Annotated in this window: 12 protein-coding genes; 6 read left to right on the top strand and 6 right to left on the bottom strand. The window is 63.6% G+C overall.

Features of this window, described 5'->3' with window-relative positions; all coding sequences use genetic code 11:
• Positions 1-44 precede the first annotated feature (44 nt).
• The 3 genes from IG168_RS16415 to alaE all read right to left on the bottom strand — a co-directional run bounded on the left by IG168_RS16415 (position 45) and on the right by alaE (position 2,855).
• On the bottom strand, positions 45-1,448 hold the full coding sequence (locus IG168_RS16415; protein WP_193165608.1) for a response regulator: 1,404 nt from the start codon (positions 1,446-1,448) through the stop codon (positions 45-47).
• A gap of 186 nt (positions 1,449-1,634) precedes the next feature.
• Positions 1,635-2,327 carry an aspartate/glutamate racemase family protein gene (locus IG168_RS16410; RefSeq protein WP_193165606.1) on the bottom strand — a complete coding sequence of 231 codons (693 nt, stop codon included), beginning with the start codon at positions 2,325-2,327 and terminating at the stop codon, positions 1,635-1,637.
• A 27-nt stretch (positions 2,328-2,354) separates the two neighbouring features.
• Positions 2,355-2,855, bottom strand: a complete 501-nt coding sequence (gene alaE / locus IG168_RS16405) for an L-alanine exporter AlaE (protein WP_193165604.1) — start codon at positions 2,853-2,855, stop codon at positions 2,355-2,357.
• A 254-nt stretch (positions 2,856-3,109) separates the two neighbouring features.
• Here alaE and IG168_RS16400 point away from each other — a divergent pair, with 254 nt between their 5' ends.
• On the top strand, positions 3,110-3,646 hold the full coding sequence (locus IG168_RS16400) for a PadR family transcriptional regulator (protein WP_193165602.1): 537 nt from the start codon (positions 3,110-3,112) through the stop codon (positions 3,644-3,646).
• 27 nt (positions 3,647-3,673) lie between these two features.
• On the opposite strand, the gene IG168_RS16395 is transcribed toward IG168_RS16400, so the two are convergent.
• Together IG168_RS16395 and IG168_RS16390 are read right to left on the bottom strand one after the other, a co-directional pair.
• Positions 3,674-4,819, bottom strand: a complete 1,146-nt coding sequence (locus tag IG168_RS16395) for a beta-ketoacyl-ACP synthase III (RefSeq protein WP_193165600.1) — start codon at positions 4,817-4,819, stop codon at positions 3,674-3,676.
• A gap of 378 nt (positions 4,820-5,197) precedes the next feature.
• Positions 5,198-5,890, bottom strand: coding sequence for a ComF family protein (locus IG168_RS16390; protein ID WP_193165597.1), 693 nt, complete (start codon positions 5,888-5,890; stop codon positions 5,198-5,200).
• 118 nt (positions 5,891-6,008) lie between these two features.
• On the opposite strand from IG168_RS16390, the gene bioB reads away from it, so the two are divergent.
• Genes bioB through bioC form a run of 3 tightly spaced genes read left to right on the top strand, consistent with a single transcriptional unit; the run spans position 6,009 to position 9,840 of the window.
• Entirely contained in the window at positions 6,009-7,058 is a 1,050-nt protein-coding gene (gene bioB / locus IG168_RS16385; protein ID WP_193165649.1) for a biotin synthase BioB, read from the top strand.
• Positions 7,055-8,254 carry an 8-amino-7-oxononanoate synthase gene (bioF, locus tag IG168_RS16380; RefSeq protein WP_193165595.1) on the top strand — a complete coding sequence of 400 codons (1,200 nt, stop codon included), beginning with the start codon at positions 7,055-7,057 and terminating at the stop codon, positions 8,252-8,254. Before bioB ends, bioF begins: the two co-directional genes overlap by 4 nt.
• A complete protein-coding gene (bioC, locus tag IG168_RS16375; protein ID WP_193165593.1) occupies positions 8,251-9,840 on the top strand; it encodes a malonyl-ACP O-methyltransferase BioC in 1,590 nt (529 codons plus the stop codon). Before bioF ends, bioC begins: the two co-directional genes overlap by 4 nt.
• Here bioC and IG168_RS16370 read toward each other — a convergent pair.
• Complete coding sequence (locus IG168_RS16370; RefSeq protein ID WP_193165592.1) at positions 9,831-10,316, bottom strand: L,D-transpeptidase family protein; 486 nt, start codon at positions 10,314-10,316, stop codon at positions 9,831-9,833. The two genes, bioC and IG168_RS16370, sit on opposite strands and share 10 nt — an antisense overlap.
• 270 nt (positions 10,317-10,586) lie before the next feature.
• On the opposite strand from IG168_RS16370, the gene bioD reads away from it, so the two are divergent.
• Both bioD and IG168_RS16360 read left to right on the top strand, forming a co-directional pair.
• Positions 10,587-11,273, top strand: a complete 687-nt coding sequence (bioD, locus tag IG168_RS16365) for a dethiobiotin synthase (RefSeq protein ID WP_193165590.1) — start codon at positions 10,587-10,589, stop codon at positions 11,271-11,273.
• 157 nt (positions 11,274-11,430) lie between these two features.
• Positions 11,431-13,212, top strand: a complete 1,782-nt coding sequence (locus tag IG168_RS16360) for an acyl-CoA dehydrogenase C-terminal domain-containing protein (RefSeq protein ID WP_193165588.1) — start codon at positions 11,431-11,433, stop codon at positions 13,210-13,212.
• The last annotated feature ends 50 nt before the right edge of the window (positions 13,213-13,262 follow it).

The following is a 13,262-nucleotide window of genomic DNA, read 5'->3' as shown; positions in this document are numbered from 1 at the left end:
TGCGCCCACACTTCAAGTCCGCGCGACCACATTTGACCAAACATTCACTTCAGCGCCCACTCGGTGTGCACATTCTGTTCACGCCAGTTCTTCAGCTGCTCGATGGATGTGCGCATCAGGTTTAGCAGTTCGGTGCGCTGGTGGCGGCAGTACTCCCGCTCGCTGTCGATGGAGAGCCGCGCGGACAGCGCGCGCAGGCGTGCGGCGACAGCTTCGAGGCCGATCTCCTCGGCACTCGCTGCCAGTGTCTGCGCCATTTTCTCCGCATCCAGCCAGTGGCGGCCGGTCAGGGCGCTGGTCAGCGCAGTGGTTTTCTTGGGTAGCGTGGCCGAGCGATCGCTCAGCAGTTCCGCGAACGGCAGGTGCCCCAGCGTGTCGCGCTGCCGGCACAGGGTGTTGGTGTTGAGCAGGCGGGTGGGGCGCGGCTGCTTGCGGTCACCGGTGGCTTTGCGCGCGCGCCGTACACCCCAGTTCAGCAGCTGTTCCAGCTGGAATTCGGCGACCGGGTGGGCCAGTACGCCGGTGAGGCCGCGCGCCTGGTAGCGCTCCTTGTCGCCGCGCTGCAGTCCGGCAACCATGGCGAAGATGGGCAGCTCCTGCCCGGCGCCGCGGCGGATCCTCTGCGTCGCCTCGACGCCGTCCAGTAGTGGCAGGCGGGCATCGATCAATACCAGGTCGAACTTCTTCTGCAGAGCGGCATCGGCGCCGTCAACGCCGTTGCTCTCCCGTTGCACGCGGTGGCCGCGGATTTCCAGTGATGTATACAGGGAGTCGTGCTCGCCATTTTCCACCAGAAGTATCGCCAGGCTCGGATTCTGGCCGGGAGGGAGCTTGGCGGTTTCGGTCAATTCGACCGTTTCCAGGTCGCCGAGGCGCAAAATTTCCTCCAGCGATTGCAGGGCGCCGCGAAGCTGGCGTTGGGCAATGCCTGCCAGTTCACCGGCTTGCCCGTCGCCACTGCGGCTGAGCAGGTTGAGCGTGCTCTGCATCGCCTCCAGGGGCTGGCGCAGATGGTGGCCAAACACCGCGCGCATATCGGTCCTTTCCTGCTTTTGTTGTTCGATGGCTTCGCGGGACTCGGCCAGTTCCCGCTGGCGTGCGGCCAGCTCGCTACCGTAGGACTGCAGTTGCCGGTAGACCTTGTCGTTCTCCTCTTTCAGTGACGCGGCCCGCTGTTCGCCATCGTCGATGGCACGGCGCAGGCGCGCCTTGAGGGTGATGGTAAAGATGGTGAGGAGTATCAGTCCGGCCCCGAGAGCAGTGGGCCAATAAAGTGGCACCCGGGTCTCGATCAGGGAGATCTGCGACGGTGCCGCCAGTGCGGCCGCGGGAAAACAGGCGGCAAAAATGGGGGTTGCGAAACGTTTCAGGAGCGGCAGCGGGCCGAAGGCGGCGCGCAGGCCGCTGCGGGCTGCGCGCTGCACCCGCGGGCAAATGGTCTTGTTCATCCGTGTTACCACTTAGTTGTCGCAGGCCAATTCCAGCGGCCCGCGTGAATTTGAGAGTAAAAGAAAACCTCTTATGTTTTACGGCCAGTGTGATACTGCAAACCGTCGCCATACTCAAGCGAAATTTACCGGTTTGCGACAGTTGTGAGGTACGTGAGTACTAACTGCTGCGAAGCAGCTGCGGGATTACGCCGCCTGGGGCTGGCGCTGGCAGATCAGCTGAAGCATGCGCTCGGAAGGCAGGAACAGGCGAATGCCATCGCAGTATTCGAGTAGTTCCCGATAAAAATAGTCGAAATGCGTGCAGCCGAGGATCAAAATCTGCACGCCGCTCTTCACCAGTGCCGAGGCGAGTTCGTCCAGTGCGTGCTGCTGCACAATCAGGGCTGGCGCCACGCCGTCTTCGATGTCCTCGACGATCTGCAGGTTGCCGATACCGATCACCTTGGCGGTGCTGTTGCGCGCGAGAATCTCGCGCTCGATATTGGCACAACTCTGGCAGTTGGCGGCGAGCAGGCCGAAATTGCGGTAGCGATTGGTCAGCTCCGCGTAGACCTCCAGCGGAGAAATGACGTCGATCGGCGCGGCCGCCTTCACGGCTGCCATATCCACGGCCCCGGAGAGGGAGTTGCAGTAGATCATCGCCGCCTGCGCGCCGGCCGCGTGCAATTCGGCGATTGCGCCGATCAGCTGCGCGGTAAGGGCGTCGCGGCCGAGGGCCTGGAGTTGGGTCTGGGCCTGGGGGGAGGCGGACAGGGACTGGCCGATACCGCGGATGTCGCGTGCGGCGAGAAAGTCCAGGCCGAAACGGGTATCCGTTGCGGTGCCGGCGACCACGCCAATGGTCATAGCGCTGCTTTCGATGGCGTTGGTCAACACGGCAAAGTCCTCTGTGGTCGCGAATTCTCAGGCCGCCGGGCAGGAATCCCCCAGCGGGCGCCTATTTATCCATATTTGGCGCAGCCAGTCGAGGTAAATCCCATAGGGGCGGCCGAGGGCACCGGCAATCATCATGAAAGTGATGCTGGCGGTGACGATCTCATTCCAGCTGGCGCCGCCGAGCAGCATGTTGCCCAGGTACAGCGGGAACTGGAAGCTCAGGAATACAAAGGTGTCCACCAGGTAGGCACTCAGGCGGCTGCGCCCGCCGAAACGCCCAATCACCCAGTTGCGGTAAGCGCTGAAGGGGCGCGCGATCAGGGTGTTGAACAGGACCGCCATCAGGCGGACCTGCAGGTGCTCGCGCCAGCCCATACCGGCCAGCCCCAGCTCGATGGGAATGGCAATGGCCCAGGAAAAGCTGTTCATCGCGAAGATATCCAGCAACAGCTCACGGCGGCGCGACAGGGCGCCGCTCGTCGGTGGCAATGTGGCATCTGGTATCAGGGCGGGAGAGGACATGGACATCGGGACCTCGATAAAACAACAAACCGCCAGGCGGGCCGGCGGCAGAATAGGCTGGCGATTATATCTACAATTTCGGCTGCGTCTAGATTTACATATTAACCTTTGTGCATTAATGAAAATGTACATCCTATATATGTCACATTTATTACGATGTGTATCTCGATCTATCCGGTGGTCGCTGATAGCCAGACCGGCGGGTGGGCGGTTAACATGCTTATCTATGAAACTAGTTGCATAAGCTGATCGGAGTCCCCATGTCCCTGCGTTACGCCGTACTCACGTTGCTGGATATTGAACCGGGCAGCGGTTATGACCTGAAGCGGCGCTTTGAGCGCAGCGTGTCGCACTTCTGGAGTGCCAGTCACCAGCAGATGTATCGCGAACTGCACCGGTTGCACGCCGAGGGGCTGCTGGATTGCAGCGAGCAGCCCCAGGCGGGCAAGCCGGACAAGAAGGTTTACAGCCTGACCGATGCCGGCCGCGCCGCGCTGGCAGACTGGGTGCAGCAGCCGGCACCGGCGCAAAAAATCCGCGAGCCTTTCCTGATCCAGTTGTTTGCCGGCCACCACCTCAGCCGGCAGCAGGCGCACGATACGGTATCTCGGCAGCTGGAACAGCACCGGGCGCTGCTGCAGAGCTACCTCGAACAGAGCGAGCGGGTGGAGCAGAGCGACCCGGCCTTGCAGGAGCGCTATTGGCTGGCGGGGGAGACACTGGCGCTCGGAATCGAGGCGGAACGCACCTGGATCGCGTGGGCGGAGGGCATCCTGCGGAAACTGGAACAGGATTAAAAAGCCGGGCAGCGCCCGGCTTTTTCATTAGGGCGCGATCTTCTCCAGCACCAGGCTACCAATCGAGTAGCCGGCACCGAAGGAGCAGATCACTCCGCGGTCACCCGGTTGCAGGTCGTCACTGTGCAGGTTGAACGCGATAACCGAGCCGGCACAGCCGGTGTTGGCATAGCGATCCAGCACGATCGGTGCGCGCTCGGCGCTGGCGTCGTCCCCCATCAGCTTCTTTGCGATCAGGTTGTTCATGTTGATGTTGGCCTGGTGCAGCCAGTAGCGGTTCACTTCTTCAGGCTCGCTGCCTGTGGCGCGCACGTGTTCTTCGATATGCGCGGCGGCCATCGGGCAGACTTCCTTGAACACCTTGCGGCCGTTCTGGCGGAACAGCTTGCCGTCGCCGAACGGGTCCACATCCGCGGCGCGGGAGGTATAGCTGAAGTTGGAGCGGATATTGTTCGAGAACACGGTCTTCGCCTTGGTGCCGAGGATTTCCCAGGCGCTGTCGGCGCTACAGGTCTCGCGGCGCTCCACGACACTGGCCACGGCCACATCGCCGAAAATAAAGTGGCTGTCGCGGTCGGTGAAGTCGACCTGCGGCGACGCCAGTTCCGGGTTAATCACCAGCACCGCGCGGGCGGAGCCGGACGCCACGGCGTCCACGGCGCGCTGCAGCGAGAAGGTCGCCGACGAGCAGGCCACTTCCATATCGAAGGCGAAGCCGTCGATACCGAGCGCACCCTGGATTTCGATCGCAATAGCCGGATAGGAGCGCTGCAGGTAGGAGGCGCCGACGATGACCGCGTCGATGTCCTCTGGCTTCTTGTTCGCTTTTTCGAGTGCCAGCTTTGCAGCCTTAAGGCCCATCTCGGCCTGCAGGCACAGTTCGTCGTCGGCCCGCTCGGGGATATACGGGCGCATCCGCTGCGGGTCGAGGATGCCTTCGCGGGAAACCACATAGCGGCTCTTGATACCGGACGCCTTCTCGATAAATTCTGCCGACGAGAACGGCTTGGCGGTCAGTTCGCCGGCTTCGATCTCGGCCGCGTGTTCGCTGTTATAGCGCTCCGCATGGGCGTTGTAAGCCTCCACCAGCTCTTCGTTGCTGATGGCCTCCGGCGGCGTCCACAGACCGGTACCGCTGATCACGATACCGCGCGGTAACTTGTATTCACTCATCGCTGAATCCTCGGCTCGCGGTAAATCGTGGAACGGCGAGCGGCTGTTCTCTCATTAAACGTTAGCAGCGCTGCGCCCGCTCGAAACAGGCGCGCCAGGCCGCAAGGGGGCGCAATTGTGACGTTAATACCAATTTCGGTCTATCGGGGAGCGGGACGAATGGGACGAGTAATCAGGGGGTTCTGGCCAAGGTGGGTGGCCACCACTGGCGGGCCTACACCAATTTATGTCTGAACGATTGGTCAGCGACCCGGACCTGTGGCCTAAGGAAGGATTCCATGTCTGTTGGCACCGGCAGGTTGTCGCCACTGTGCCCAATTGGCTGGCCGTCTATGCCTAATGCTCGGATAAGGGGGCGGCAGGGAAACGAGACCGGGCTCAGCTCACCCTGCAAAGTGCAAAGGCACTGACTTCCACCGCTCCACTGTTCAGTAGTTCCTGGGCAGCCGCCTCCAGTGTGGCACCGGTGGTGATGACGTCGTCGATCAGGCCGATACGCAGACCGCGCACTTTTTTAGAGGCTATAAAGCTCTCGCGAAGGTTGCCCAGCCGTCGCCCGCGATTCAGTTGCTGCTGCGTGTTGGTGGCAGTGCGCTTTCTGAGCAGTCGTGGCATCACGGGTATCTGCCACTGATGACCGAAGACGGCGGCGATCAACTGGGCCTGGTTGAAGCCGCGGTGCCAGTAGCGCCGCCAGTGCAGCGGTATCGGCACCAGCAGGTCCGGGGGCTCCGCCACTGGCATCAGGCGCTCGGCGGCGAGTCGGGCCAGCGCGCGGCCGGCAACGCGATCGCCGCGGTATTTGAAGTTGTGGATCAGCTGGCCGACCGGAAAGGAGTAGTGCCAGGCCGCCCGCGCACGGGTAAACGCCGGCGGCCGCCGCAGGCAGTGCGGACAGCGGCTGGCGCCATCGGGGAGCGGCAGGGCGCAGAGGTCGCAGGCGTGGTGCAGTGCCGGCAGGTCCGCCTGGCAGGGGCCACAGATGCCGCTGGGGTGCGGGCATGCGGCACTGCACAGCAGACAGCGGGTCAAGTGGCGTGACAGAAAGCGCGAAAAGTGTCTGTAAACCATTCCCTGGTCTTCCGGTTGACAGCGGTTCGGCCGCCGCTACACTGGCGATTCTCGGGTCTATTGCACCCGCACCGAATCCGAAAAAGAGAGAGTAAGCGCCGTGACCGCTGCCCAGCAAATGCCCACCGCCAATGTTCGCCACGACTGGACCCGCCAGCAGGTCCTGGACCTGTTCGCGCTGCCGTTCAACGATCTGCTGTTCACTGCGCAGCAGGTACACCGCATGCACTTTGACGCCAACCGTGTACAGGTCAGCACCCTGTGTTCGATCAAGACCGGCGCCTGCCCCGAGGACTGTGCCTACTGCCCGCAGAGTGCGCGCTACGACACCGGCCTGGAGCGGGAAAAGCTGATGAAGGTGGAGAAGGTATTGGAAGAGGCCCGCGCGGCCAAGGCCGGCGGCGCCACCCGCTTCTGCATGGGCGCCGCCTGGCGCTCACCAAAGAAGAAAGACATGCCCTACGTTACGCAGATGGTGCGCGAGGTGAAGGCGCTGGGGCTGGAGACCTGCATGACCCTCGGCATGCTCGATGACGGTCAGGCGCAGGAGCTGGCCGATGCCGGTCTCGATTACTACAACCACAACCTGGACACCTCGCCGGAATACTACGGTGACATCATTACCACCCGTACCTACGAAGACCGGCTGCAGACCCTCGGTCGCGTGCGCGCGGCGGGTATGAAAGTCTGCGCCGGCGGCATCATCGGCATGGGCGAGGGTGAGAAAGACCGCGCCGGCCTGCTGATGCAGCTGGCCAACCTGCCGGAGCACCCGGAATCCGTGCCGATTAACATGCTGGTGAAAGTGGCGGGCACGCCACTGGAAAGCGAGAAAGACCTGGATCCGTTCGAGTTCATCCGCTGTATCGCGGTGGCGCGCATCATGATGCCGAAATCCCACGTGCGCCTGTCCGCTGGCCGCGAGGCCATGAGCGACGAAATGCAGTCGCTGGCATTCCTGGCCGGCGCCAACTCCATTTTTTACGGCGAGAAGCTGCTGACCACCGCCAACCCGGAAGCCAACAAGGACATGCAGCTGTTCGGCCGCCTCGGTATCCAGCCGGAGGAGTACCAGCAGTACGCCGACGAAACCGCGGTGGAGGCAGACCTGAACGCGCAGATCGCCGAACAGCACAACGATCCCTACTTCTACGACGCGGCAAAATGACCCTGTCTGACACCCTGCGCCAGCGCCTCGCGGACCGCCGCGAGCGCAACCTGTACCGGGAACTCAAGACCCTGGCCGCTGCGCCGGGGCCGGTGGCGCGGGTGGATGGGCGCGACCTGATCGCCTTCAGCAGTAACGATTACCTCGGCTTGGCCACACACCCGGACGTGATTGCCGCGCAACAGCGCGGCGCCGAGCTGGGTGCCGGTGCCACCGCCTCGCACCTGGTCAACGGCCACCTGCAGGCGCACGCACAGTTGCAGGACAAGATCGCCGAAGTCACCGGCCGCGAGGCCGCGCTGGTGTTTTCCAGTGGCTATATGGCCAATGTCGGCACCATCTGCGCGCTGGTCGCGCGCGGTGACAACATCATTTCCGACAAGCTCAACCACGCCTCACTGATCGACGGTGCGCGCCTGTGCGGCGCCGACAGCCGCCGTTTTGGTCACAGTGACCTGGGTGCGCTGGAGCAGCAGCTGCAGCGCGCGGCGCAAGCCGGCGGCAATATTCTGGTGGCCGTCGACGGCGTCTACAGCATGGATGGCGATTGTGCGCCATTGGCAGAAATCGCCGCACTGTGCCGTGCCCACGGCGCCTGGCTGATGGTGGACGAGGCCCACGGCTTCGGCGTGATGGGCAGTGATGCGCTGCCGTTGGCCGGCAGCGCTGCTGCCGCCGGGCTGGGCCAGGACGAGGCGCCGGTGGTCATGGGTACCCTCGGCAAAGCCGCCGGTAACGCCGGCGCCTTCGTGGCCGGTTCGCGGGAACTCATCGACTACCTGGTGCAGTTCGCCCGCCCGTATATCTACACCACCGGCATGCCGCCGGCGGTGGCGGCAGGTTGCCTGGCTGCGATCGAAACCATGCAGCGGGAGCCGCAGCTGCAGCATCGGCTCGAGCGCAATATCGCCCATTTCCGCACCCGCGCCGTCGAGCTGGGGCTGCCCCTGAGCGAATCCGCCAGTGCGATCCAGCCGCTGCTGCTCGGCAATGAAGTTGCGGTGATGCGCGTCGCCGACCAGTTGCGCCAGGGCGGGTTCCTCGTCGGCGCGATTCGCCCGCCGACTGTGCCAGCCGGCACCGCGCGCCTGCGTATCACACTGAGCGCGGCGCACAGTGAACAACAGATAGACGACCTGATCGCGGCCCTGGCGGCCGCGCTGCAGCGGGACGACAGCACAGCGGTGGCTTCGTGAAGCCGATAGATCACCTGGTATTGCTGCACGGCTGGGGCTGCGATCGCCGGCACTGGCAGCTACTGCTAGACGCGCTCGACGGTTGCCCGCCGATCACAGTGCTGGAACTCCCCGGCTTTGGCGACCGCACAGCCGAGTCCTGGCCGGACGATGAGGCACTGCTGCAACAGCTCTATGCACAGTTGCCGCGCAACTGCATGCTGGTGGGCCACTCGCTGGGTGGCATGCTCGCCGCGCGCCTGGCCGCACAGCCGGGGCAGAACAAAATCGCCGCCTTGCTGACCATCGCCGCCAACGCCAGTTTCGTGCAGCGGGATGATTGGCCAGGCATGGCCCCGCCGGTATTTGCCGATTTCTGCGCGTCGCTCACTCATGCGCCCGAGCCCACCTGGGAAAAATTCTGCGGCCTGCAGGCGCGCGGTGACAGCGCCCTGCACACACTGCTGAAACAATTGAAAAGCTGGCGCCCGCAGGCGATCGGCAACGCTTGGGCGCGCGCGCTGGAAACGCTGGGGCAGCTGGATAACCGCGGGGTAATGGCGGAAATAGCGGTGCCGGCGTTGCACCTGTTCGGCCAGCGCGACGCGCTGGTGCCAGCGGCTGCCGCAGAGAAACTGGCGGCGCAAAAACTGCCGGTGGAAGTGCTGGATGACTGTGGCCATGCGCTGCAGGTTTCCCACCCCGCGCTGGTCGCAGAAAAAATCCGTGAGTTGCTGTCCCGCGCCGATCCGGCGCACGGCGACTCCTCTCCTTTTGCCAAGCGCGACGTGGCCCGCTCCTTCGGCCGCGCCGCCGCCAGTTACGACGCGGCGGCACACCTGCAGCGCGCCGTGTGCCGCCAGCTGTTGAGCGGCGCCGGCGACAGCTGGGCGCCGAAGCGGATTGTCGACCTGGGCAGCGGTACCGGTTATGGCAGCGATCTGCTGCGCCGGCGCTTTCCCCAGGCGGAAATCATTGCCGTGGACCTGGCCGAGGGCATGCTGCGCTATGCGCGCGCCGAGCGTCCGGTCGCGGATGCCTATATCGCCGCGGACGCCGAGAGCCTGCCGCTGGCGGACGGCAGCGTGGATCTGGTGTTCTCCAGTCTCGCGCTGCAGTGGTGCTATCGACTGCCGCAGCTGTTCGGCGAATTGCAGCGCGTACTCGCCCCCGGCGGTCGCAGTCTGATCGCGACTCTGGGACCGGGGACGTTACGGGAATTGAGGCAGAGCTGGGCGCAGGTGGACGACGGCGTCCATGTAAACCGCTTTCTGCCGCGCACAGCGTGGCAGGATGCGGCCGGTGGCGCCGGCCTGGATGGCTCCGTGCGTGAAGAGATGCGTGTTCTGCACTTCGATCGCGTGCAGGAGCTGATGCGGGAACTGAAAAGTGTCGGCGCACACAACGTCAACCGCGCGGCCGGCCGAGGGCTGACGACCCGCGCAGTGTTGCGGCGCCTGGCTGAAGCCTATGAATCCACACGCAGCGAAGCCGGCCTGCCGGCCAGCTACGAAGTGTTCTATCTGGATTTACAGCGCCCGGAGGTAGGGAAGGCCGGGCGGGGCGCCGGCGTGGCCGGCGCGGGCAGGTTTCTGGATCAGGGGTAGATGTCGATCGGGGTCGGCGTCTTCACCAGGGCCCAGATCTCGTCCATCTCGCGGTTGTTCACCGCAATACAGCCGTCGGTCCAGTTCATGCGCGACAGGTATTTCTCCATCCCTTTCCACTCCGGCTTGATGCCGTGAATCATGATGTCGCCACCGGGATTCACACCGAGCCGGGCCGCACGGGCGCGGTCGCGCTTGTTCGGGTAGGACACGTGGATAGAGCGGTAGAAGCGGCTCTTGGGGTTCTTCCAGTCGAGGGTGTAGCGGCCCTCGGGGGTGCGCTCGTCGCCCTGGCGGACCTTGTGGCCCTTGGGGTTATCGCCGAACACGACCTTGTAACTTTTGACTACCCGGCCATCGCGCTTGAGTTGCATCAGGCCTTTGGATTTGTACACGACTACGTGGTCGACGGGTTTCACTGAGGCAAAGGAAAGTGCGGGCACCAGCATCAGCAGGGCAAGTGTCAGGTATCGCATGGTCTTGGCAAAAGCTCTCGTTGTCGGTTTTCCGGTATTTCGGTAGCTTCCGTGCTCTCGCAGTACCGCCCAGAGGAATATCGTGGCGCAATGCGTGACAGCGCTGTCCCTCGCTGACATCCCCGGACAGACCGGGAAATTTGTTAGGCAATTATCCTAATCCCGGGCAGCTCAATGCTTGAGGGTGATTAAAAATTGCACTAAGTGGGTAACTTATCATCAAGTAGACGACGTTTAAAGAGGCGTCAACTAAAAAACCCGGAGATTTTCGTGACCAGGACTTTTTTCGTCGCCGGCACCGACACCGAGGTCGGTAAGACTTATGTGACCGCGGGATTGCTGGCGAGTGCCGCTGCGCGCGGCTTGAAAACTGCCGCGGTCAAGCCGGTGGCTTCCGGCTGTACCGAAACCGAGGACGGGCTGCGCAATGAGGATGCCCTGCAGCTGCAGGAAGCCATGACCATGGATTTGCCCTACCAGCAGGTCAATCCCATCGCGCTGGAGCCGGCGATAGCGCCGCATATCGCCGCGCGCGAAGCGGGCAGGGTGCTCGATGTCGGCCGCATGGCCGGCGTCTGTCGCGGTGTCATGTCCGCCGGTGCCGATCTGGTCTTGATCGAGGGCGCCGGCGGCTGGCGCACGCCCCTCGGCCCGCGCAGTTTCCTGTCACAGCTGCCGCGGGAGCTGGATATACCGGTGATCCTGGTGGTGGGCATGCAGCTCGGTTGCATCAACCACGCGCTGTTGACCGCCGAGGCGGTCCGCCGCGATGGCCTGGCGCTGGCCGGCTGGGTCGCGAATTTTGTGCGCGACGACATGGCGCGCCCGCAGGAAAATCTCGCCACCCTGCAGTCACTGCTGCCGGCGCCGCTGCTCGGCATCGTGCCCCACGACCCCGGGGCGGATTTCCGCCGGGCCGCCGAACATCTCGATATCTCGCCGCTGCTTTCCCCATAACGCCTAGGGCGGGTTTGTGGACGCGATGTCCACAGCCCCGCCGGGGCCCCCTATAGCCGGATTCCTCTCCCCGTCATGCCGCATTGCAGTTGACAATCCTTCCCTGCGCGCCTAGATTCAAACAACTGTTTGAAACACTTGAATGAGGATCGGGAGCATGGCCGAGTACAAGGCACCATTGCGGGAGATGAACTTCCTGCTGCATGAAGTATTTGCTGCGGATCAACTCTGGGCGCGTCTGCCCGGGTTGGAAGGTGCTGTAGATCGCGAAACCGCAGACGCGATTCTGGAAGAGATGGCCAAGCTCGCCGCCAATACCCTGGATCCGATCAATCGCTCCGGTGACGAAGAGGGCTGCCAGTGGAACGACGGCGTCGTGACCACGCCCAAGGGATTCCCGGAAGCCTATGCGACCTTCTGCGAAGGTGGCTGGGGTTCGCTGCTGGGCAACCCGGAGTACGGCGGCATGGGGATGCCGAAGATGCTCGGCGCCCAGGTCGAGGAGATGATCAACGCAGCGAATATTTCCTTTGCGCTCTACCCGGTGCTCACCGCCGGCGCCTGCCTGGCTATCGATGCCCACGCCAGCGAGGAACTGAAACAGCAGTACCTGCCGAACATGTATGCCGGCACCTGGTCCGGCGCCATGGACCTGACCGAGCCCCACGCGGGCACCGATCTCGGCATTATCCGCACCAAGGCCGAGCCGCAGGACGACGGCAGCTACAGCATCACCGGCAGCAAGATCTTTATCACCGGCGGTGACCAGGATCTGTCCGAGAACATCATCCACCTGGTGCTGGCCAAGCTGCCTGACGCGCCCAAGGGCCCGAAGGGGATTTCCCTGTTCCTGGTTCCGAAATTCCTGGTCAATGAAGACGGCAGCATCGGCGAGCGCAACCACGTCAACTGCGGTTCCATCGAGCACAAGATGGGGATCAAGGCCTCCGCAACCTGCGCGATGAATTTCGACGGCGCCAAGGGCTGGCTGGTCGGCGAGTTGAACAAAGGCCTTGCGGCCATGTTCACCATGATGAATTACGAGCGCCTGGGTGTGGGTATCCAGGGGCTGGGAGCCTCCGAGCGCTCCTACCAGAATGCGCTGGAATACGCCCGCGATCGCGTGCAGAGCCGCTCGCCGGCGGGCCCACAGCAGCCGGAAAAAACGGCTGACCCGATCATCGTGCACCCGGACGTGCGCCGCATGCTGCTGACCCAGAAGGCACTGATCGGCGGCGGTCGTGCCCTGTCCACCTACGTGGCGCAGTGGCTGGATATCGCCAAGTTCGGCGAGGGCGAAGAGAAGAAGCGCGCGGAAGCAATGGTCGCGCTGCTCACACCGGTGGCCAAGGCCTTCTTCACCGACAAGGGCCTGGATTGCACCATCATCGGCCAGCAGGTATTCGGCGGACACGGCTATATCCGCGAGTGGGGCCAGGAGCAGCTGGTGCGCGATGTGCGCATTACCCAGATTTACGAGGGCACCAACGGCATCCAGGCGCTCGACCTGGCCGGCCGCAAGACTGTCGCCAATGGCGGCGCCTTCTTCGAGTTGTTTGCCTCGGATGTACAGCAGTTTATCGACGAGCAGGCGGACCGCGAGGAAATGGCGGAATTCGTCCAGCCGCTGGCAGCGGAACTGCAGCGCCTGAAAGACGCTACCGCCAAGATGCTGGCGGCGGCCAAAGACGACCCGCACGCGCCGGGCGCCGCGTCAGTGGAATACCTGCACCTGTTCGGCTTCGTGGCCTACGCCTTTATGTGGGCCAAAGTGGTCGCGGTGGCACTGCCGAAAAGCGGTGAGGACGACTTCTACAAGGGGCAGGTGAAGACTGCGCGTTTCTACTTCGCGCGCCTGCTGCCGCAGGCCCAGGCCCTGGCCGCCAGCATCAATGCCGGCAGCCACACGCTGATGGATCTCGAGGAAGACCTGTTTTAATCGGCCTTAGCAGTCGGTGCGTCCCGTGCCGGCTGCACTCCATCCCTGTT

The organism is Microbulbifer hainanensis, assembly GCF_014904735.1.
GTDB lineage: Bacteria > Pseudomonadota > Gammaproteobacteria > Pseudomonadales > Cellvibrionaceae > Microbulbifer > Microbulbifer hainanensis.
The sequence above is the reverse complement of the archived record's forward strand: the minus strand, read 5'-3'. Positions and strand labels throughout refer to the sequence as shown.